This window comes from Micromonospora sp. WMMD712 (genome assembly GCF_029581295.1).
Taxonomy (GTDB): domain Bacteria; phylum Actinomycetota; class Actinomycetes; order Mycobacteriales; family Micromonosporaceae; genus Micromonospora; species Micromonospora carbonacea.
The window spans coordinates 6036652-6057900 of the sequence record NZ_CP120743.1 but is presented as its reverse complement, the minus strand read 5'-3'; the positions used below and the strand labels follow the sequence as shown (position 1 = coordinate 6057900).

The window sequence follows — 21249 nt, the reverse complement described above, 5'->3', positions numbered from 1 at the left end:
CGGCCGGTCACGGCCCGGCCCGTTCGGCGCCCAGGCTGACACACGAAGGTGGCGGGAAGGTGTCGTCGCGAAGGCCGTCGTGCCGCGGCTTGGCGACGCGTCGGGTCACGCCGCCCTCCCCACCGCCGTCCCCCTTGCCGGCCGGCGGGAAGCGGGCGGTGTCAGCGCTGCGGCAGGACCAGGAGCGTCACGGAGTTCGCCGGGTACGTCGCGCTGACGCCGCCACGGGTCACCCGGAGATCCTCGCCCCGGACGATCGAGGTGAGGTCGGCCGGGCCGTAGGTGAACCGCTGGGCCCTGTCCCTGCCGTGGAAGCCGGCGAGCGTCAGCCGCGACGTCAGATCGCCGCCGGTCTTGTTGACCACCATGACGGTGAGCGCCCTGTCGCACGAGCGTTGCGCGGCGTAGACCGCGAGCTGTCCCTGGTCGCTGCTGACCGCCGACACGCTCACGTCGCCGAACCGGCTCCCGGCGCCGTCGTAGTTGCGGTACATCCGGAACGCGTACGCCCCGGGGTCGGTCGGTTTCGGTTCGCCCCAGATGGTCGCCAGGTCCAGCCCCTCGCGCCCGAAGATGCCGAGCACGTCGGCCTGCGCGAGCGCGCCGTTGATGTCGTCCAGCGCGCCCCAATTGTATTCGGTGATGGCGACCTTCGTGCCGGGGTAGTACTGCGCGACCCACGCCTTCATCTGGCGGATGAACTGCAACGGTGGCGCGTTCACCCCGCCGGGGCCGATCCACGACTCGTCGACGTACGTCGGATCCCACAACGACCGGGTGGACCGCAGCCGCAGCGCGTTGGCCTCCGGGTCCCTGCCGCCGCTGATCTGGGGGTAGTAGTGCTGGTCGAAGTAGTCGAGGAAGCGCTTCCCGCCGTGGGCGTCGCTGAAGTCCTTCATGTTCTTCAGGTACCACTGGGACAGGTTGAGCCCGCCGTGCGCCGCCGCGTCCGCGCCCGGCGCGCAGCCGTCCACGCCGGAGGCCACCCACTCGCAGTAGCCCCAGCCGGACGGGCCGAGCACCGCCGCGCGCGGGTCGGCGGCCTTGATGGCCGCGGCGGTCGCCGTGCCCTTGCCGCCCAGCTCGTCGTAGCCCACCGCCTCGGGATGCACGTCGCGGTGGGTGGAGCTCCACAGCACCGGCTCGTTGTCGAGTTCGTAGATGGACACGCCGCCGCGTGACGCCGGGCCGAACTGGGTCACGAGATGCGACACCATCTCGCCCGCGAACGACGCGTCGGCCGGGATCGAGGTGTCCGTCGGGACCGCCCCGGTCAGGTTCGCGTCGGCGTGCCGGCCGTTGCCGCAGTTGGGGTCCCACTGGTCGAACGAGTCCTGCTCGGGGAACCGGGTGGCCGGGAAGCCGCAGGCGAACGGGTGCGACGAGGGCGAGTCCTTCGCCACCCACCCGATCAACGGCACGGTGACCACCTGCCTGGTCCCGTGGTCACGGTTCCGCTGGACGAACGCCTCGACCGTGTTGTCGGGCCCGGCCACGATGTTCTCGAAGTACCAGTCGCTGCCCGTGTTGTAGGTGTGGTTCCTGAAGTTGTAGCGGCTGCTCGCGTTGCCGCCCCAGCGCGCGACCGGCGTGCCGAGTTCGGCGACGAGCTCGGGGTCGCCCCCGTTCATGCCGTAGATGTCGGGGCTGATGGGGTGCCGGGCGGCGGACACGTCCACGGCCAGGGTGAGCCCGTCGGCAGCCGCCGCCGGGCCGGCGACGGCCTGGGCGGTCAGCAGCCCCGCCACGAGAGAACCTGCCACGCCGATCGCCGTGGCCGGACGCGGCCTGCGCCGCCTTCGTACACCCATCAGGGGCTCCCGTCGCCGATCGGCCCCGGGCGGACCGAATTCACATATAGATTATCGTCCATCTATATGATGGCCATCGATTCCCGCCGATTGAAATAATCGGCGCGCGTCCGTGCCAACCACCTACCAGAGAGGAGCCGCCCGTGTCCGGGGGCTCTCTGTTCCGCCGCCTGTGGCCGGCCTTCGTGGCCGCCGCCGCCCTGCTGGTCGCGGTGCCCGGTGTGGGCCTGGCCACCACACCCTCGGCCGACGCCGGCACCATGTCGACGCCGGCCAGCAGCGTCCCGCCGCCGGCCCCGGCCAGCACACCGGCGCCGCCGGCCCCGCCCACGCTGCTCACCGCCACCCGGGTGACCTCGACGTCGGTCACCCTGACCTGGACCGCATCCGTCCCCGGCTGCTGCGCCATCACCAACTACAACATCATGTACCCCGAGCCGTTCAGCGACGTCATACCGACCATCACGGTCGGAAACGTCACCACTGCCACGATCAGCATCTCGCCGACCCACCAGTACAACATCAGGGTGGCGGCCAGGGACTCGACGGGACACACCTCCCCCTGGTCGAACCAGATCATCGTGGTGGCCCCGGCCACCGACAGCGGCCCGGACACCGTGCCACCCGGCTCGCCGACGAACCTGACCAACCGGAACGGCACCCTGTACTGGTCGGCCGCGCCGGACAACGTCGGCGTGACCGGCTACCGCGTCTACCGGTACGACGGCTGGTACACCTCCATCCTGCTCGGCACCACCACGTCGACGACGTACCAGCTGCCGCCCTCGGCCACGACGGGGCCCGGCCCGCGCATCCAGTTCTACGTGCGTGCCACGGACGCCGCGGGCAACCTGTCGGCCGCGTCCAACACGGTCGACGCGACCAGCTCGACGCCCCCGGCAGACCTCCCGCCGACCCCGCCCGCGAACCTGGCGGTCAGCCGGATCACCTCGACGTCGGTCACCCTGACCTGGACGGCCGCCGAGCCCGGCTGCTGCGACGTCACCGGCTACACGGTCACCTACTTCCAGGCGTTCTACGACGTCGGGGACACCGTCCGGGTCGGCAACGTCACCACGGCCACGATCACCCTCAAGCCGGCCACGGAGTATCGCTTCATGGTGCAGGCCAGCGACTCGGGCGGGCACAGCTCACAGTGGTCGGCCCCGCTCACCATCGTCACCCCGGCGACCGACACCGGCCCCGACACCGTGCCGCCGAGCGCCCCCGGGACGCTGACCGTCACCGACGCGACCGCCACGTCCGCCAAGCTGAACTGGACGCCCTCGACGGACAACGTCGGGGTGACCGGCTACAACGTCTACCGCTGGGACGGGGTCTTCGTCTCGACACTGGTGGCCACCGTGACCGGCACCAGCTACCAGCTGTCGATCGCGCCCTCCGTGCCCAACCGCTACTACGTGCGGGCCCGGGACGCGGCGGGCAACGTGTCGATCGCGACCAACGAGGTGCGGGTCACCCCGCCGACCGACCCGACCACTGCGCCACCCGGCACCACCTGCGCGGTGACCTACCAGAAGCAGTCGGAATGGCCCGGCGGGTTCGTCGTCGACGTCACGGTCGAGAACACCGCAACGACGGCCGTCAACGGCTGGACCCTGGCCTTCACGTTCCCGGGTGACCAGCGGATCACGACGCTCTGGAGCGCCACCTACACCCAGTCCGGCTCCGCCGTCACGATCCGCAACGCCAACTGGAACGGCACGATCGCGGCCGGCGCCAGCGTCACGTTCGGCTTCCAGGGCTCGTGGAGCGGCAGCAACGCGGTCCCCACAGGCTTCTCCCTCAACGGCACACCCTGCCGGTAAGGAAGGGCTGCCGAACCACCCCTGACGACACACGGACGAACCGCGTCGGGCAAAGAGTCGCCCGGGCCACCGGCGCGGCGACGAGAAGGGCTCCGACCGAGAAGGCGACCCCAGGTCGGAGCCCTTCTGCCGGCACGCCGCCCAAACAGGGTCGTGCCCAATTCTCCGGTTGAGCGACGGCGTCTTTCGCGTTATTTGCCCGAGGTCTTCGCCGGGCGCTTGATCACGCACACCGTGAACGTCGTCGCGTAGCCACTGTTGGCGAGGCGTGAGAACCGTCATGCGCTTGTGACCCAGGGATGGCTGACCACGGCAGGCCATGGCGGATGTTCGGGGCATTTCACCGCAGGATCACAGGAAGGCGATTGAGCGAAGTTCATCATGGTGAATTTTTCATTGCAGGTAAATCTTTCGCACCTCGCCAGGCATAGTGCAAACTGGAGCCATGGATGCGCTCGGGGGGGCCCGCCCGAAGGGGAAATTTCATGTTCGGCCGTCAATAGGCCTTTCGGCGTCAACAGCATCGACTGTCGGCGACCCCTGACGCCGCAGACCTGCGGGCAGCAGTTGTCGATCATGTCGCCGACTGTTGTCGACCGCCCCCCACATCAGCCGCCAGCGTGATCAGCCTGACTGCGCCATCTGGCCGATCACGGGGAAACGCGATCCACGCCTGCACGTCGCGCCCAAGCCGCCGAGCCGGCGGTCGACGCTGCGCTCTCTACGACCCCACCCCAGGCCGGGGGAACAGCGCCGACGGAGGCCGCCTGTTCTCGACTCGGCCGCCTGAGCTGCGCCTTCCCCGTGATTGCGTCCCGCCGGGCGCCGCGCGGACCGGACATGGCACGGCGAAACACCGCACGGATCTGGGTGATTTGCCGAGACAATGCCGGAACCAGCCCACGTCGGCAGGACCGTGTCCCGAAAGGGATCGGGATGAAACGAGAGATGGTGTGAGAAGCAATGCAACGCGACATCGAAGTAAAGCTCTTACGGGCCCTCGTCGCCGTCGTCGACAATGGCGGCTTCTCCCGGGCTGCGCAGGCCCTGCACGTCACGCAGCCGACGGTCAGCCAGCAGATCCAGCGGCTGGAGTCCGTGGTCCAGTCTCCCCTTCTCGAACGCACGAACAGGCCGCTCAGGCTTACGAGCGCCGGACGCGAGTTGGTCGCCCATGCTCGCCGCGTCCTGCTGCTCAATAGCGAAGTCCTCGGCACCTTGTCGGCGCTGCGCGGCCAGGAGGCCTTCCGACTGGGCTACTCGGTGCACTGTGTGGCCGGATTGCAACGCATGCTCGCCGAGTTCGCGGCGGAGCGGCCCGAACTACGACTTGAGATAGTGACCGGCCTCAGTGCATCTCTCGCCGACAAGCTCGCCAGGGAGGAACTGGAGGCAGCTGTCCTGCTGGGGGTCTCGACGCCACGCTGCGAGATGCTGGGCCGGCTCAGCCTCGCCTGGTTCGGCCACGCCCCGGCCGCCGCCGACACCACGTACCCGGTGGCGATGGTGGGAGGGCACTCCGCGTTGAGCATGCGAATCTTGGAGGCACTGGCCGCAAACGGCGTGAGCTGGCACTCGGTGCCGTGGTCGGCCGATCCGGTGGCGGTGCGGGCCGCCGTGGAGGCCGGCCTCGCGTACACGGCTCTGCCGTCCAACTCGCGGACCAGTCACCCCGGTCTGCTCCCCGCGCCCGCCGACGTCCTCGGCCCCACGCCGGAACCCCTGCCGGTATATCTGGCCTTGTCGCCCTCGGCAAGCGAACTCGTGGTCACCGCGGCCCGGATGGCGGCTCGGGTGACGCTGAAGGACATGCCCCTCGTCGCTCCGTGACCCTGGCCGCCGGGCGCTGCGGAGCAGGCAGTCGACCCGCAGCCGCAGCGAGCTCCGGGGGTGCGCGGCCGAGGGGGGATCGGCCGCGCACCCGGCACCCGAGCGGTCAGTAGGAGGTCCTGGCCGCACCGCGCGCGGCCAGTTTCGGCCCGTACGGCGCGGAGTCCAACCACTCCCCGGCCTTCCGCCCCACGGCGGCGAGCGCCGCCGCGGTCCGCCGCCTGAGCCGGACCGCCCGACTGTCCGCGAGCATGTGCTCCAGGGCCGCGCTGGCGCAGGCCCGGTTGTATTCCGCCGCCTCCTTGCGTTCCCTGGCGAAGCGGTCGACTGCCGCCCCTGCCGCCGCGGCGTCCCTCGCCGACAGGGCTTCCCGGACGGCGTCCACCGCGCGGATGGCGTCGGGAATGCTGGAGTTCATCCCCCGCGCGCCGAAGGGGGCGAACAGGTGGGATGCCTCGCCGGTCAGCAGCACCCGGCGATGCTCGTCGGTGAAGTGGGCAGCGACCTGTTGCGCAAACCGATAGGTGGACACCCACCGCACCCGGTTGCCGTATGCGGCTGGCAGCACCTTGGGGATCCAGCGGCGCAGGCCCTCGGGGGAGGTGAACGTGTCCGGCACGTCGTCGACGAGCAGGTTCAGGTCGACCCGCCAGCCGCCGGCGAACGGCACGATCAGCACGTTGCGGCCGTCGACGCCGGGGTGGTGGTAGTGGAACACCCGCTCGATCGGCACGGGGTGTGCCGGGTCGTCGTCGAGGTCCACGATCACGAAGGTGTTCTGCGAGCGCGGCCCCTCAAGGGGAATTCCGGCGGCGGACCGCAGCGGTGAGCGGGATCCGTCAGCCGCGATCACGTAGTCGGCCGTCCAGGTCCTACCGCTGGCGTCGGTGAGCCGGACTCCGTCGGCGGAGATCTCGGCGGAGGTCACCTCGGCGTCCCAGTGCAGCTGGACACCCCGTTCGCGGCACGCTGCGGCCATCAGGTCCTCGGTGCGCACCTGCGGGAGGCTGGTGAAGGGTGGCAGGCCCTCGCGGAGCAGCGGCGGGTAGGTCTTGCTGTAGATCTCCTTGCCGGCCCAGAACGAACGCTTGGTGGACCACATCACGCCCTCGCCAGCGATCTCGTGACCGAGTCCGGGTGAGAGCTTCTCCAGCGCGACCAGTGAGGAACCGTGCAGGTACGCGGCCCGGCTGCCCGGTCGTACCGCGCCGGGGCCGCGCCGTTCGAGCACCGTGGCATCCAGACCGGCGGCACGCAGGGCCAGTGCGGCGCTGAGCCCGGCCGGTCCGGCGCCGACGACCAGCACCGAGTGATGGATCGTCGCCGCCGGGCCGTTGCTGGTCAACTCGGGTCCTCTTCGAGGTGGATCGTCTCGCTGGTGAAGGAGACGATGCGCCCGTCGAGGCCCCCGGTCAGCGCGGCGTGCCACAGCGCGGTGCGGATCTCGGTGCCCTCACGCCGCAGTATCAGTTGCGGCTCCGGCGAGCTGAGTTCCCAGTAGTCGCCGGTGCGGCGCAACTGCATCCCGGCGCCCTGCGCGGTGCGCACCAGTGGCTCGAACTCCGCGACGTCCAGTACGTACAGGGCGAGTGTCACGAGCCCGACACCTCCTCGTTCTTGCGGATGAGCTCCGCTTTGCGCTGCCACAACGCCTGGGCCGACGGGCGAGGCGAGTCGGCCACGTCGACCAGCGCACGCAACGTCAGGTCGGCGTCCCGGGCGTCGATCTCCGCCATCTCCCGGATCGGACGGGTGATCTCGAGCTGGATGCCGTTCGGGTCGTCGAAGTAGATCGACTCGATGAGTTCGTGCGCCAGCGGCGTGGTGACCCGTACGCCGTGCGCCTTGAGCCTCGCCCGCCAGTCGAGCAGTTCCTCGGCGGTGTCGACGTGGAAGGCGAGATGCCGCGAGCGGTGCATGAGGTCACCCGGCGGCCCCTCTTCGGGCAGGCCGAAGTAGTAGAAGAACGCGATCCGGTTGCCGCGCCCCATGTCGAAGAAGAAGTGCACGAAGTCCGGGTAGTCCTCGGTGACCCAGCCGTTGGCGGTGATGGCGTGCACCAGGGGCATGCCGAGCACCTTGGTGTAGAACTCGAGCGTCGCCCGCGGCTTCCAGGTGACGTAGGCGAGATGGTCGACTCCGTCCAGGCTCAGCCGGGGCTGGCCGACCGGCGTGCCCAGGGGTGGTGATGCCACTTCTCCTCCTAGGGTGACAGCGGAAACGCCTGTCCTGCGCCCTTACGCGGGGGTACGCCCGCGCAGTCCGGTGACCGCGATGAGGGCGCCGATCAGCAGCGTCACGCCGCCGACGATGAGCGCGGAGCGGGTGCCGGAGGCGTTGGACGCCGACAGGCTGAGGACCACGCCGAGCACGGCCACCCCGAGGGAGGAGCCGACCTGGCGTGCGGAGTTGAGCGTGCCGGCGCCGATGCCGGCGAACTCGGTGGGAACGGTGCTGGCGATGCCGGCGACCAGGGCCGGGAGGGTGAACGAGATGCCGAAGCCGAACGCGAGCAGACCGACCAGGGTGGCCACGAGCGCCAGCCCGGAGTTGCCGGTGAACGGTGCCTGGATCAGCGCGCCGGCACCCATGAGGACGAAGCCGATGGTGGCCGGGCGGCGTGGGCCGACCCGGCCGACCAGGCGCCCGGTGAAGATGGGGTTGATGGCGGTCGGGATGGTCAGCGGGAGGAAGGCCAGGCCCGCGAGGGACGCCGAGTAGCCGCGGCTGTCCTGGAAGAAGAGCGACAGCACGAACAGCAGGCCGGAGAGGCCGAAGTTGGCGAGCAGCCCGGCCACCAGCGCGGCGGAGAAGCCGCGGCGGCGGAACATCCGCGGCGGCAGCATGGCCGCGTCACCGGCCCGCATCTCGGCTCGAACGAAGATGATGGCGGCGACCGGCACGAGCACGAGGGCGATCAGCACCGCGCTGTCCGACCAGCCCTTGGCGGGGCCCTCGATCAGGGCGAACACCAACGCGGCCAGGGCGACGACGGCGCTGATCTGACCGGTCAGGTCAAGGCCGCTGCGCGGCTTGAGCGCGGTCTCCGACGCGAATCGGACCGTGACGACCAGGCTGATCAGCGTGAGGGGAACGTTGACCAGGAAGATGGCGCGCCAACCGACCGACTCCGTGAGTAGACCGCCCACCACCGGGCCCGCGACGAGCGCCGCGCCGGTGATCGCCGCCCACGAGCCGACCGCGCGGGCCCGCTCGGCGGGGACCGTGTACGAGTTGGTGATGATCGCCAGCGACGACGGAAGCAGCAGCGCGCCGGCGACGCCGAGCGCGAGGCGCAGCGCCACCAGGAAGCCGAGGCTCGTGGCGGCCGCCGAGATGCCGGACAGGACGCCGAACGCGACCAGCCCCCAGACGAAGACCCGCTTGCCGCCCAGCCGGTCCGACAGCCAACCAGCGGTCAGCAGCAGGGCGGCGAACGTCACCGTGTAGCCGTTGGTCACCCACTCGAGCGCGCTGAGCCCGACACCGAAGCTCCGGGAGATGGCGGGCAGTGCCACCGAGACGATGGTCAGGTCCAAGAGCACCATGAAGTAGCCGAGGGACAGCCCGATCAGAAGTGTGCGTGACGGCTTGCCCGACCGGTCCGATGCCACTACGGGTGGCGGCCCCGCCTGCGTTGCCATGTGTTTCTCCTCGATTGGGATTGCATTCCTTCACCGCTCCCTGCCAGGTGGCCGGGACTTTCCATTCAACCGGAGCCGCTGACCGATTTGTGGGTGGTGGTCCTCGGAAGGACCGGTGAGTATCATCGGCTGAGCCGATGGGTGCCGACGGGGGGCGACGCATGGAGCTGAGAAATCTTCGGGCCTTCGAGACCGTTGCACGAACGCTGAGCGTCACGCAGGCAGCGAAGGAACTGCATTACGCGCAATCCAGCATCAGTGACCAGATCCAGTCCCTGGAGCGGGAGCTGGGCGTCGAACTGCTCGACCGTTCCCAGCGCCGCCTGCGGCTGACTCCGCAGGGCGCGGTGCTCTCGGAGTACACCGACCGCATCCTGAAGTTGCTGGAAGAAGCGCGTTTCGCGGTCTCGCGTCCCGGCACGGAACTGGCGGTCGGTGCCCTGGAAACGGTGAGTGTGCACCTGCTGCCCCCGGTACTCGCCGCCTACCGCGACCAGAATCCGCAGATGCGGGTGAGGCTTGGGCACGACAACCGCGGCCAGTTGTACAAGGCGGTGCGCCGCGGCGATCTGGACCTGTGCCTGACTTTCGGGTCGCCCCCGCCGGACACGTCGCTGCGCTCGGAGACCTTGGCGGAGGAGCCACTGGTGATCATCGTGCCGCCGGCGCATCCACTCGCGGAGCGCGGCCGGGCCGGGTTGGCCGAGCTGGCCCGGGAGGCGTTTCTGGCCACGGAGCAGGGTTGCGGCTTTCGAGAGATGTTCGAGGGGGTGTTCGGCGCGGGCACGAAGGAGCCCGTCGCCGAGGTGTCGAGCATCGGCACGCTCGGTGCGTGCGTGGCGGCCGGCATGGGGTGTGCGCTGCTGCCGATGCTGTCGGTGCGCCACCAGGTCGCCCGGGGCGAGGTGGCTGTCGTGCAGAGCGAGGACACCGATCTGCGGACGACGTTGACGATGACGTGGCTGGACCGCAACTCCGCGAACCCCGGCCTGGTCAGCTTCCAGTCGATGCTGCGTACGCACCTCAGCGGCTGAACGTCCACGCCGGTCATCGGACCGCCTCGGGCAGGGGCACGGCCCGCAGACGGGCGCGGGCGATCTTGCCGGTGACCGTGGTGGGCAACTCGTCGATGACGACCAGCCGTTCCGGAAGCTTGTAGGTCGCCAGCCCTTTGCCGGACAGGTGGCCGGTCACCTCGTCCAGGGTCAGCCCGGCACCTTCGCGCAGCGCCACCACCAGACAGGAGCGCTGACCCAGCCGGGGGTCGGGCTCCGGCACGACCGCGTGCTGGGCGAGCTGGGGCAGATCGTTGAGCAGTTCCTCGACCTCGAGCGCGCTGAACTTGAGCCCACCGCGGTTGATGAGCTCGTCGGCGCGGCCGCGGTAGCCGACCGTTCCGTCCGGGTGAAGCGCGGCGAGGTCACCGGTGCGCAGCCAGCCGTCAGGGGTGAACGCGTCCCGGGTGGTGTCCGGCGCCCGGAAGTAGCCGCTGAACATGAAAGGGCTGCGGTACTGCAGTTCACCCGTCACACCGGGCCCGGCGAGCGCTCCGTTCGCGTCCACGATCCGTACCTCGGCGCCTGCGGCGGGCCGACCCACAGTGCTGGTGAGCTCCGCCGGGTCGTCGGGGCGGGTGTAGGTGCCCGCACCGACCTCCGTCATGCCCCACTGGACGATGACCCGGGCATCCAGCGTCCGTCGGATCCCGTCGACCAGTTCGCGGGGCACCGGGGCTCCGCCGGTGCGCACCTCGCGCAGTGACGGCAGCGCCCGGTCGGGCGTCGGCGCGCGTTCCAGCAGGGACACCAGGTCCCGCAGCTGCGCCGGTACGGCGAAGGCGGCCGTCGCGGAGGCACCGCACAGCAGATCGAGGAAGTCCTGCGCGTTCCACCCCTCGAACAGTCCGACGGCACCGCCGGTGACCAGGGCCAGGTGCACCGACAGCAGGCCGAAGGCGTGGCTGAGCGGGCTCGCGGAGACGATGGTGTCGGTCGCGTCGAGGCCACCATCCGCCGCGACGGCCCCGGCGTTGCCGAGCAGCCCGGCATGGCGGTGCACGCACAGCTTGGGGCGGCGCGAGGTCGTGCCGGACGACGCGAGCAGCAGCAGCGGCGCCTGCGGATCGCGCGGGGCCGGGGGCAGTTCGACGCCCGGATCCTCCGTCGCCATCAAGTCGGCGGAACCGATCAGGCCGGCGGTGGGCGGGGGCTCCTCGTCGCCGGAGAGCCAGACGTGGGTCAAGGACGGGCAGGCGGCGCGTACGGCGTCGATCTCAGCCATCCGTGAGCGTCCCCGGTGCGAGCCCCGGGCGACCAGTGCGACCGCGCCGGCCTGGGTGACCAGCGACTGCACCTCGTGCGCGCGGTAAGCAGTGTGCAGGGGCAGCAGCAGTACGCCGAGGCGGGCGGTGGCCGCATGCAGCACCAGCAGTTCCCAGCAGTTCGGCAGCTGGGTGGCGAGCACGTCGCCGGCGCGCAGCCCGGAACGGTGCAGGGCGCCCGCGGTGCGCTCGGACTGCGCCAGGCAGTCCTGCCAGGTGCGCCAGCGGTCACCGTCCCACACCGCGGCGGCCTCTCGCCCGGCGGCGGCCCGGCGCAGCACTTCGGTGAACGTCGAAGGGGCCGTCGGTGGCACGGCGGGACATTCCACGAAGAACCTCCTGGGAACGAACGACGTCACGGCATCGCGCCGGACCCGGCAAGGAGTGTTGTCCGCCGTTCGGGAAATAGTCCATGGCCCCGCTATAAAGAATCTTCATCGGCGCACGCCAGGTGGCCGAAGAGTGTTCCTTGTGGGCCAGTGGGTCGACGCTCCGCCAGCCCGGTGCCGCTGAGGTGCGCAAACGAAGCACCGACGAGGGATGATCCTGCCGAGACGCGAGTGCGCCGGGACCAATACCGACAAGATACGTCAATGGAATAAGCCGCAGGGACACCCTTCGTTGGGCACACGTAGAAGGTTTTCTTTTGGTTCGGCGCATCCGATGGAACGCATCGGATACACCGAAGGGCGGCGTTCATTGAGGTCGATAGGCTGATCCTAGACATTCGATGATCAACGCGGGAAAGTGGGCTTGCGAAATTCGAAGTATGCGCAGCAGACTTCCGGTGAACCCCTTACAGGAGGTCTCGATGCCCGCTCTTCATTCCTCCGGAAATGCCGTCGAGGACATTTCCGAGGAAGGCGTGTTCTCCCCTTCGGGCCGCCGGCAGCTCGCTGACACGATCAACGCCGCGCGGTTCGCGTCGACGGCCACCCCGGCGACCCTACTGGCCCCAGCCCCGCAGGACGGTGAAGCGGCCCGGCTGACCGAGCAGGCCTGCCTGTTCGACCACTGCGGCGTGCTGCTGTTTCCCGACACCCTGGAGGCGGGCCTGCGCCACCTCGACCGGCTGGGCCTGGCGCCGTTGCCGGCCGTGCCGAGCGTGGTGGTCCGGCACCGGCTGGTCACCCGCTACCTGCTGGACCCCGTCGGCTGTGACGTCGCCATCACCCGCTTGCGCCTGGAGTTGCCGGACGGCCGGCGGCACGCCGCAGTGGAGGTGTTCCTCTTCCCCCGCGACCGGGCCGGCTACCACAGCCGGATCGAGGACAACGAGGTCGCCCACGGTTTCGAACGGCACACCGCCTTCGTCGTACGCCGACCGAGCACGACGCTGCTGGCCAGGTTGGTCGCCTCCTGGCGGACCGACGCCGGCCTGCTCTGGGAGGGCGGCGGGTACAACCCGCACGAGGGCGGGCCCGAGGGGTCCACCGTCCTGTACTTCGTGCGCGACCAGGCGTACCAGACGCAGCGGCGGCGCTTCGAGCTGCACTGCGCCGGTGACTTCCGGGACTTCCTCGCCGGGCGCGCCCGAGACGTCGACGCGGTCGACCGCGCCTACCGCAGGTGGCAGGCCACCGGCCCGAGCGCCTCCGACTGAGCCCTTCACCCACACCTGGACGATCCACGAACAGCGGAGGACCCGTGCTGCGCAACGACCCCTTGACCCAACGCAATCTGCCTCTGACCTCCGAGCTCTACGACTACCTGCTCACCCAGGGCCGGATGGTTCCCGATGCGCTGCTGGCCGAGCTGGTGGAACGCACCCGCGAGGCCGCCCCGGGGCAGGCGCACATGAGCGTCGCACCCGAGGAAGGCGCCCTGCTCACCTTCCTCGTCCGGCTGTTGGGCGCCACCCGTGTCGTCGAGGTGGGCACCTTCACCGGCTTCTCGTCGCTCTGCCTGGCCCGGGGCCTGCCCCCGGGTGGCTCGCTGGTCACCTGCGACGTGTCCGACGAGTGGACCCGGCTGGCCCGCGAGTTCTGGAGTCGCGGTGGGGTGGCGGACCGCATCGAGTTGCGGCTCGGGCCGGCGCTCGACACCCTGCGCGCCCTGCCCGCCGAGCCGCACCTCGACCTGGCCTTCATCGACGCCGACAAGCCCGGATACGTCGGCTACTGGGAGGAACTGGTGCCGCGGCTGCGGCCCGGCGCGCTGCTCATGGTGGACAACACCCTCTTCAGCGGCGAGGTGATCGACGACTACCCCGGCGAGAAGGCAGCCGCCATCCGCGTCTTCAACGAGCACGCCCGCCGCGACCCCCGGGTCGAGCTCGTCATCCTGCCGATCGCGGACGGACTCACCCTGGCCCGCCGGCTGCCGTCTGGCGAGGTAGGGGCCTGATGGCCCGCTACCCGTGGCCGTCAGCCACCGCCGCGGCGCCGTTCCCCGACCTCGACGACGACGTCCCGTGGGACTTCGGCGTGGCGGAACAACAGCCCGACTGGGCCGATCCGGTCCGGGCCGCAGCGGTCCGCGCCGAACTGGCCCGGCTGCCCGCCCTCGTGACCTGGGACGAGGTGCGTCAGCTCCGCAGCCTGCTCGCCGAGGCGGCGACCGGCGACTACCTCGTCGTCCAGGCCGGTGACTGCGCCGAGGATCCGGCGGAGTGCACCCCGTCGACGGTGCTGCGTAAGGCCGGCCTGCTCGACGCGCTGGCCGGCGTGATGGCGGCCGCCACCGGCAAGCCGGTGCTGCGGATCGGGCGGATCGCCGGGCAGTTCGCCAAGCCGCGCAGCGCCAGCACCGAGGTCGTCGACGGCGTCGAGCTGCCCGTCTACCGTGGACACCTGGTCAACGGGCCCGAGCCGACGGCGACGGCCCGGCGGGCGACGCCCGAGCGCATGCTGGACTGCTACCACGCGGCCTTCTCGGCCGTCACGGACCTACGACGGCGGATCAGCGCCTGGACGCCCGCCTCCGGCGCGCCGGTCTGGACCAGCCACGAGGCGCTGGTCTTCGACTACGAGCTGCCGCTGCTGCGGCGTACGTCGTCCGGCACCATCCTGGCCTCCACGCACCTGCCGTGGATTGGCGAACGGACCAGACGCCCGGACGGGCCGCACGCGATGATGCTGGCACGCACCGCCAACCCGGTCGCCTGCAAGGTCGGGCCGACGACCCGCCCGGAGGACCTGCTCGCCCTGTGTGCCCGCCTGGATCCGGGGCGCGAGCCGGGTCGGCTCACGCTGATCGCCCGCATGGGCGCCGGGGCGGCGGCCGCCGCGCTGCCCCCGCTGGTGTCCGCCGTACGGCGCGCCGGGCACCCGGTCGTGTGGCTGTGCGACCCGATGCACGGCAACACCGAGAAGACGCCGTCCGGCGTCAAGGTCCGGTCGGTGCGCACCGTCGTCGCCGAGGTGCGTGCCTTCCAGGCGGCCGTGACCACGGCCGGCGGGACGGCGGCCGGCCTGCACCTGGAGACGACCCCGTTCGACGTCGCGGAGTGCGTCTGGGAGGACCCGGCGGAGTTCGAGCCCGGGGCCGTGACCGAGACCTACTGCGATCCCCGCCTCAACACGGCTCAGGCCGTCGAGGTGGTCAGGGCATGGGCGACCCCGTCCGTGCCGAACCGGAGAAAGGAAGTTCTGTCATGAGCGAAACGGTCATCCGTGCCGACGACGGCACCTTCACGATGGTCAACGTCTTCCAGGTCGAACCGGACAAGCAGCGGGAACTGGCCGAGGTGCTGACCGAGAGCGCCGACAAGTTCATCCGGCACCGGCCCGGCTGCATCTCCGTCAACATCCTGGCCAGCCTCGACGGCACCCGCGTCACGTACCTCGCCCAGTGGCAGAGCAAGCGTGACATCAAGGCGACCATGTCCGACCCCGACGTCCAGGTCGGCCGGGACAAGGCGGCCAAGCTGGCGAAGCCGGACCCGCACGCGTACACCGTCTTCTCCGTGCACCACCCGGAGAGCTGACCGCCTCGTGCCCCCCGGGGCGGACCGGCGCGGGCCGGTCCGCCCCGCTCCTCTGCTGCAGCGACCAAGGGAGTTCCGTGTACCGACGCCTCTTCACCTCGGAGTCCGTGACCGAGGGTCACCCCGACAAGATCGCGGACCGGATCAGCGACACCGTCCTGGACGCCCTGCTGGCCCAGGACCCGCGGGCCCGCGTCGCCGTGGAGTGCCTGATCACCACCGGCCAGGTGCACATCGCCGGCGAGGTGACCACCACCGCGTACGCCGACATCGCCCGGCTGGTCCGCGAGGCCATCCTCGACATCGGCTACGACGCCTCGGCGAAGGGCTTCGACGGCGCCTCCTGCGGTGTCTCGATCTCGCTCGGCGCGCAGTCGCCGGACATCGCGCTCGGCGTCGACGCCGATGGCGACCCGCTGCGGAACCAGGGCGCCGGCGACCAGGGCCTGATGTTCGGCTACGCCTGCGACGAGACGCCCGAGCTGATGCCGCTGCCGATCCAACTGGCGCACCGGCTCGCCGAACGCCTGACCGCGGTCCGCCGCGACGGCACGGTGGCCTACCTGCGCCCGGACGGCAAGACGCAGGTCACGCTGGAGTATCTCGGCCCGCGCACCGCCCGGCTGGACACGGTGGTGGTGTCGTCACAGCACGCACCGCACGTCGACCTGGAGAACCTGCTGACGCCGGACATCCGGGCTCACGTCGTCGAACCGGTGCTCGACGTGGCCAGCAAGCACGGCCTCGACCTGGAGACCGACGGCTACCGGCTCCTGGTCAACCCGACCGGCCGGTTCGAGGTCGGCGGCCCGATGGGCGACGCCGGCCTCACGGGACGCAAGATCATCGTCGACACGTACGGCGGGATGGCCCGGCACGGTGGCGGCGCCTTCTCCGGCAAGGACCCGTCGAAGGTCGACCGCTCCGCCGCGTACGCGATGCGCTGGGTGGCCAAGAACGTCGTCGCGGCCGGGCTGGCCCGCCGCTGCGAGGTGCAGGTCGCGTACGCGATCGGCCGGGCCGAGCCGGTGGGCCTGTTCGTCGAGACGTTCGGCACCGAGACGGTGCCACCGGCCGCGATCGAGAAGGCCGTCACCGAGGTCTTCGACCTGCGGCCCGCTGCGATCATCCGGGACCTGGACCTGCTGCGCCCGATCTACGCGCAGACCGCCGCCTACGGTCACTTCGGCCGGGAGCTTCCCGACCTGACCTGGGAGCGCACCGACCGCGCGGCCGCCCTCGCCGGGCTGGCGGGGCGGTGAACGCTCCGGTGCGCTGAACGGAACCGAGCCGGCGCAGGAAGTCCGGCACACTCCAGGTGACGAGGGCACCCGGGGCCGGGCCGACTCGGCCCGGCCCCGGTGCGCCGGTCAGTTGCGGAGGCTCCACTGCTGGTTGGTGCCGCCGTTGCACGACCAGAGGATGATCTTCGTGCCGTTGGCGGTGGCGGCGCCGTTGGCATCGAGGCAGAGCCCGGACTGGACGTTGGTGACGGTGCCGTTGGCGTTGACGTTCCACTGCTGGTTGGTGCCGCCGTGGCAGTCCCAGATGATGACCGTGGTGCCGTTGCTCGTGCCCGCGCCGTTCGCGTCCAGGCACTTGTTGCCGTACCCGGTCAGTTGCTTGTTGGCGGTGTAGGTCCACTGCTGGTTCGTGCCGCCGGAGCAGTCCCACAGCTGCACCTGCGTGCCGTTGGTGGTGGAGGAGTTCGGCACCTCCACGCAGCGGCCGGACTGGCCGCCCACGAGCCGGCCGCCCTGCGGGCCGCTGCCGCCGCTCTGCTGCCGGACGATCGAGCTCGACTCGGCCGACCGGTTGCCCTGCGCGTCGAGGACGTAGAGGCGGTACTCGCCCTGCGTCGTCGGCACGGCGATGGACGTGGCGGTGCCCCCGGCCCTGGTCATCGTCGGTCCGGCGGTGAAGGTGGTCGTGCCGGCGGGCGCCAGCCAGACCGCCCTGGTCGCGTCGCCCGTGCTCCGGATCGGGATCGACGCCGTCCCGCTGGTGACGTAGGTGCTGGCGGGCAGGACGTAGTTCGGCAGGGACAGGTTGGCCGCCGGGACGATGTCCCGGAACGTGTCCTCCAGGCCGGAGTTGGCGGCGATGCCGTACGCCTGCGCGGGCCAGACGTAGTCGGAGGAGACGATGATGTCGCCGACCGTGCTGTTGGGCAGGTTCTTGTTCGAGACCTTGTTGATCGGGCCGTAGATCTGCGTGATGCTCAGGTCGTGCTTCCGCCCGAAGTCGTCGGAGTTGATCATCCAGGTGATGTTCTTGTCCACGCTGAGCACGTTGTCGCGGAAGGTGATGTAGGCCGATCCCTCGTCCGGGTGCAGGCCGTACTTGTGCCCGGCCGGCACGCCCTGGAGGTAGTTGTTGGTGATCGTGGTGCCCGGCTGGCTGCCGAGGGTGTAGATGGGCGCCGTGTCGCTGAGGCGCTGCACCGTGTCGATGATGTGGTTGTAGCTGATGGTGTTGTTGCGGGCCGTCGTGGTCGGCCGGTTGGGCGCGATCGAGCCTGACGACCCGTCGAAGTTCCACCAGCCCCAACCGAGCGTGATGCCCGACCACGGGGACTTCTCGATCCGGTTGCGCTGCACGCTCAGGGTGTCGACGAAGTACGCCGAGATGGGGCTGTGCCCGTTGAACAGCACCGCGCTGTCGTAGAGGTAGTTGTTCCTGATGTCGATGTTCTTCGGCAGCCCCTCGACCTGCGGGGACCACTTCTCACGGTTGCTCGACGTCCCGTCGCCGATGTAGACGTGCTGGGGGTGGCCGACGGTGATGGCGGAGCCGGCGACGTCGTTGGTGAAGTTGCCGACCAGTTGGCTGCTCTGCACGTCGTTCACCATGTTGATGCCGTCGGCGCCGGTGTGCTGGATGCGGTTGCGTTGCAGGAGGATCCCGTCGGCGTTCTCCACCTGGATCATGCCGGGGGTGACGTCGACGTTGCGGTAGTAGTAGTCGTGGAAGTTCCGCTTCGCGTACGCCTGCGCCCCGAGGTTGCCCTGCTGCGCCTGCTTGAACGACGACCCGGCGACGTTGAACAGGTTCCAGTCGGAGTGCTGGACGGTGAGGCCGGAGAACGTGATGTTCCGCGCGTGGCTGCTCGTCGAGGTGCCGGCGACCCGCAGCAGGGTGGTCACGTTGTTCGGCGCGAAGACCGACGCGGTCGTCATGTTCTCGGCGCTGCTCTTGTAGTAGTAGAGCGTCCGGCTGCCCTTGTCGAAGTAGAACTCGCCCGGGGCGTCCAGGAACTCGTAGGCGTTCATCACCTTGTGGCTGCCGCCCGTCTGGGCGTTGCCGTTGAACGCGCCCTGGGCGATGGCGGCACCCGGCTGCTGGAACAGCGCCACCCGGTTCGCGCCGTCGGAGCTCGTGGTCACCTGGCGGACCCCCACGATCGCCGTGGTCCAGGTCGTCGCCGTCTCGATCTCGATGTCGTCGGCGTTGCGGGCGACGGCGGGGAAGTCGTTCAGGTTGTACTTGGCGCCGTCGCACTGCGAGCCCGACTCCCAGGCCCACGCGGCCTGCCCGGCCGTGATCGTGTACGTCCCGTAGCAGCCCGCCGAGCCGATGGTCTTCGACGCCATGTACGCCCGCTTGTCGTTGACGTACAGCGCGCGCAGTTTGTTGGCGCGGTCGAGCGGCGCCTTCCAGATGTTGCCGCTGTGCTGGGTCCACCCGGTCACCTGCACGCCGCCTTCGAGCACCGGCGTCTCGTTGGGATAGGCGGCGTAGCTGACCCGGTGTCCGTTGGTGCCGGAGTCGCCGGCCCCGAACTCGATCGTGCTGCCCACCGGGTAGCTTCCACCACGCAGGTAGACCTCGATGTCGCCGGTCATGTTCGCATTCACTGTGCGGACGACGTCCCGCGCACGTTGCAGTGTCCTGAATGGCGACTGGAGCGTGCCGGGGTTGGCGTCGTTTCCGTCCGGGGCGACATAGTAGGTCTGTTGGACGGCGGCCGAGGCCGGCAGTTGATTCCCGACCACTGCCGGTAGCGTGGAGGCGACGGCCAGCGCAACCGCCAGCAGTGACCTTCGAACGGTGGAGACGGCTGGTTTCACGTACCATTCCTTTCGCTTACCGCCGACAGGACATGTTCGCTGGACATTCGTCCTCGGGGCGCGACGGTGGACCACCGCACGAATAACGGCCGACGGCGGGAGAACACGGGGCTATTCCGACCATGGTGGTTCCTTGACAAAGGCGCAGCAAGAACAGGCGCGAGGCCACGTACGCTTCGGCGATAAACACCGACCGGCGGCACCTATCGTGCCGTCGGGAACGCCCGCTGCCCGCTCACGCCCGCTTGCCCATGGTCACAGAATTCTGCCTTGCAGCGTAGACGTCATACGTTTACGGCGCAACCATCAGATCGCCCGCCGACTATGCATAATCGCCGTCGCCGTCGCCGCGGCCGCTGGCCGGGCCGGAGCCGGGCGCGGCTCCCCCACCACGGCTTTCGGGTCCACGGCCCAACGGCTCCCGAGCGCCCACCGAGGCGCCGAGCCATCAGGTGATTTCCCGAAGGGGCGTCACGCCTGCGACGCAGGATTCGCGGCCGGCAAGGCGCTGGCCCGGGTCGACCACGCATTCCCCGATGGGCGGGCACTCCCGCCGGAGTCGACGTCGCCGGCCGCTCCGGCGGTGCCCGTCGACTCGATCCGCTGGTGCAGCAGGACCGCCCCGACCAGGGTGGAGGGTGCGGTCAGCAGGTACAGGGCGACGCCCGGCACCGCGAACACCGGGCTGATCGGCAGCAGCGTGAGCATCCGCACCGACAACACCGGCAGAATCAGGACGCAGATGCTGGTCATGCCGAAGCCGAGCGTGAAGCCGAGGTTCCGCCAGGCGAAGCGAAGCTGCTCGCCGACGCCCCGCACGCCATGATGGTGCAGCGGCACGGCGAGCACCAGCGAGCCGGTCAGAAAGCCGTTGAACAGCAGGCCGACCCCGAAGGCCGCGACGAGGTTCACGCCGGGAATCCACAGCAGCGGCAGGATGATCAGCCAGCCCACGTGCAGAACCAGGGTGACGATGACCGTCTGACGCAGGCAGACCGCCGCCGAGCGAAACCACGACGGCGCGCCCTGGTTCGTCCCGCCGGTGCGGCGGATCACGCCGCGGGTCAGGGCCGGGAAGAACGCCGCACCGAACAGCATGGTCAGCGGCACGGTGAGCGCGGTCATCGCGCCGTGGAAGAACAGGCTGAACGCGGCCCACAGCGCCTTGTCGACGATCCATCGCACGACCTCGGGCCAACCGGACGCGAACCCCAGCAGCCAACCGGTGAGCCGCTCGACCAGCATCCCGGTGGCTTCCTGCAACCCCAGCAGCGCCAGGCCGGTCAGCGCGAGGGGAAGCAGCACGAACGCCCAGAGGGCGGGCGTGGTGACGAACAGCCTGCCACCGCGGAAGAAGTAACCGACACCGATGAAGAAGCGCCCGATCCTGGTGCCGGTCGCCTTCGCGGCGCGCAGCGTCTGGTGCCCCGCGACCCCGACGGCATGCCCCGCAGCACCCGCCATCCGGGCTGCTGATGAGCCGGTCCCGTCCCATGCCATCGGCCCGCCCGCAGCCGGCGCCGCCTGATTCCCCGACTCCACTGGCACCAGCTGCGCACTCGACGGGACCCGGTAGGCCGGAGGGAAGCCATGGGCCGACGGGAGGACCTGGCCGGTCGACGGATCACTCGGCGGAAACGGACGCGGCTGCGGATCCATGCGTCAGGCCCTCCAGGGGTTCGTTCGAGACGGCGAGCGGCGAGCCTCGGGGCCGACAGGCTTCTCAACGGCCCGCCGGCGGTAGCCGATCCTGCGGATCTTCCGAGTTGCCGGGTGGACGATGGCATTCTCGACGCCCGACCAGGCTCGGACCACCG

At 70.2% G+C, this 21249-nt stretch carries 16 protein-coding genes; 8 read left to right on the top strand and 8 right to left on the bottom strand.

What is annotated here, in order from left to right; translation table 11 throughout:
* Window positions 1-161 precede the first annotated feature (161 nt).
* Window positions 162-1763, bottom strand: a complete 1602-nt coding sequence (locus tag O7633_RS26265; RefSeq protein WP_282324298.1) for a glycoside hydrolase family 44 protein — start codon at window positions 1761-1763, stop codon at window positions 162-164.
* Window positions 1764-1954: 191 nt separating this feature from the next.
* Between O7633_RS26265 and O7633_RS26260 the strand changes: the two genes are divergently transcribed.
* Window positions 1955-3640, top strand: a complete 1686-nt coding sequence (locus tag O7633_RS26260) for a cellulose binding domain-containing protein (protein WP_282324297.1) — start codon at window positions 1955-1957, stop codon at window positions 3638-3640.
* Window positions 3641-4603: 963 nt separating this feature from the next.
* Window positions 4604-5470: a LysR family transcriptional regulator gene (locus tag O7633_RS26255; protein WP_278132375.1), complete on the top strand. Its 867-nt coding sequence runs from the start codon at window positions 4604-4606 to the stop codon at window positions 5468-5470.
* A gap of 106 nt (window positions 5471-5576) precedes the next feature.
* Here the strand turns inward: O7633_RS26255 and O7633_RS26250 are convergent, their stop codons facing one another.
* Genes O7633_RS26250 through O7633_RS26235 form a run of 4 tightly spaced genes read right to left on the bottom strand, consistent with a single transcriptional unit; the run spans window position 5577 to window position 9114 of the window.
* Complete coding sequence (locus O7633_RS26250; RefSeq protein WP_282324296.1) at window positions 5577-6815, bottom strand: FAD-dependent oxidoreductase; 1239 nt, start codon at window positions 6813-6815, stop codon at window positions 5577-5579.
* A complete protein-coding gene (locus O7633_RS26245; RefSeq protein ID WP_278132371.1) occupies window positions 6812-7066 on the bottom strand; it encodes a hypothetical protein in 255 nt (84 codons plus the stop codon). The genes O7633_RS26250 and O7633_RS26245 overlap by 4 nt, the downstream gene beginning before the upstream one ends.
* The gene (locus tag O7633_RS26240) at window positions 7063-7665 is read right to left on the bottom strand and encodes a VOC family protein (protein WP_278132369.1); all 603 of its coding nucleotides are present in this window, start codon (window positions 7663-7665) and stop codon (window positions 7063-7065) included. Before O7633_RS26240 ends, O7633_RS26245 begins: the two co-directional genes overlap by 4 nt.
* Window positions 7666-7707: 42 nt before the next feature.
* Window positions 7708-9114, bottom strand: coding sequence for an MFS transporter (locus O7633_RS26235; protein WP_282324295.1), 1407 nt, complete (start codon window positions 9112-9114; stop codon window positions 7708-7710).
* Between the two features lie 161 nt (window positions 9115-9275).
* Between O7633_RS26235 and O7633_RS26230 the strand changes: the two genes are divergently transcribed.
* Window positions 9276-10148: a LysR family transcriptional regulator gene (locus O7633_RS26230; protein ID WP_282324294.1), complete on the top strand. Its 873-nt coding sequence runs from the start codon at window positions 9276-9278 to the stop codon at window positions 10146-10148.
* A 13-nt stretch (window positions 10149-10161) separates the two neighbouring features.
* Here the strand turns inward: O7633_RS26230 and O7633_RS26225 are convergent, their stop codons facing one another.
* Window positions 10162-11763: a class I adenylate-forming enzyme family protein gene (locus O7633_RS26225; RefSeq protein ID WP_282324293.1), complete on the bottom strand. Its 1602-nt coding sequence runs from the start codon at window positions 11761-11763 to the stop codon at window positions 10162-10164.
* A gap of 536 nt (window positions 11764-12299) precedes the next feature.
* Between O7633_RS26225 and O7633_RS26220 the strand changes: the two genes are divergently transcribed.
* From O7633_RS26220 to metK, 5 genes are all read left to right on the top strand, one after another.
* The gene (locus tag O7633_RS26220) at window positions 12300-13037 is read left to right on the top strand and encodes a hypothetical protein (protein ID WP_282324292.1); all 738 of its coding nucleotides are present in this window, start codon (window positions 12300-12302) and stop codon (window positions 13035-13037) included.
* A gap of 62 nt (window positions 13038-13099) precedes the next feature.
* The gene (locus O7633_RS26215; RefSeq protein WP_278132360.1) at window positions 13100-13780 is read left to right on the top strand and encodes an O-methyltransferase; all 681 of its coding nucleotides are present in this window, start codon (window positions 13100-13102) and stop codon (window positions 13778-13780) included.
* A complete protein-coding gene (locus O7633_RS26210) occupies window positions 13780-15033 on the top strand; it encodes a 3-deoxy-7-phosphoheptulonate synthase (protein ID WP_278132358.1) in 1254 nt (417 codons plus the stop codon). Before O7633_RS26215 ends, O7633_RS26210 begins: the two co-directional genes overlap by 1 nt.
* Window positions 15030-15362: an antibiotic biosynthesis monooxygenase family protein gene (locus tag O7633_RS26205; protein WP_074478358.1), complete on the top strand. Its 333-nt coding sequence runs from the start codon at window positions 15030-15032 to the stop codon at window positions 15360-15362. Before O7633_RS26210 ends, O7633_RS26205 begins: the two co-directional genes overlap by 4 nt.
* A 77-nt stretch (window positions 15363-15439) precedes the next feature.
* On the top strand, window positions 15440-16624 hold the full coding sequence (gene metK / locus O7633_RS26200; protein ID WP_278132357.1) for a methionine adenosyltransferase: 1185 nt from the start codon (window positions 15440-15442) through the stop codon (window positions 16622-16624).
* Between the two features lie 108 nt (window positions 16625-16732).
* Here the strand turns inward: metK and O7633_RS26195 are convergent, their stop codons facing one another.
* Together O7633_RS26195 and O7633_RS26190 are read right to left on the bottom strand one after the other, a co-directional pair.
* The gene (locus tag O7633_RS26195) at window positions 16733-19432 is read right to left on the bottom strand and encodes an RICIN domain-containing protein (RefSeq protein WP_278132355.1); all 2700 of its coding nucleotides are present in this window, start codon (window positions 19430-19432) and stop codon (window positions 16733-16735) included.
* 471 nt (window positions 19433-19903) lie between these two features.
* On the bottom strand, window positions 19904-21091 hold the full coding sequence (locus O7633_RS26190) for an EI24 domain-containing protein (protein WP_282324291.1): 1188 nt from the start codon (window positions 21089-21091) through the stop codon (window positions 19904-19906).
* Between the last annotated feature and the right edge of the window lie 158 nt (window positions 21092-21249).

Bases quoted from the DNA above. Each gene is read 5' to 3' on its own strand.
- O7633_RS26255 (WP_278132375.1), top strand. From the start codon at position 4,604: ATGCAACGCGACATCGAAGTAAAGCTCTTACGGGCCCTCGTCGCCGTC.
- O7633_RS26235 (WP_282324295.1), bottom strand. From the start codon at position 9,114: ATGGCAACGCAGGCGGGGCCGCCACCCGTAGTGGCATCGGACCGGTCG.
- O7633_RS26230 (WP_282324294.1), top strand. From the start codon at position 9,276: ATGGAGCTGAGAAATCTTCGGGCCTTCGAGACCGTTGCACGAACGCTG.
- O7633_RS26210 (WP_278132358.1), top strand. From the start codon at position 13,780: ATGGCCCGCTACCCGTGGCCGTCAGCCACCGCCGCGGCGCCGTTCCCC.
- O7633_RS26205 (WP_074478358.1), top strand. From the start codon at position 15,030: ATGAGCGAAACGGTCATCCGTGCCGACGACGGCACCTTCACGATGGTC.
- O7633_RS26190 (WP_282324291.1), bottom strand. From the start codon at position 21,091: ATGGATCCGCAGCCGCGTCCGTTTCCGCCGAGTGATCCGTCGACCGGC.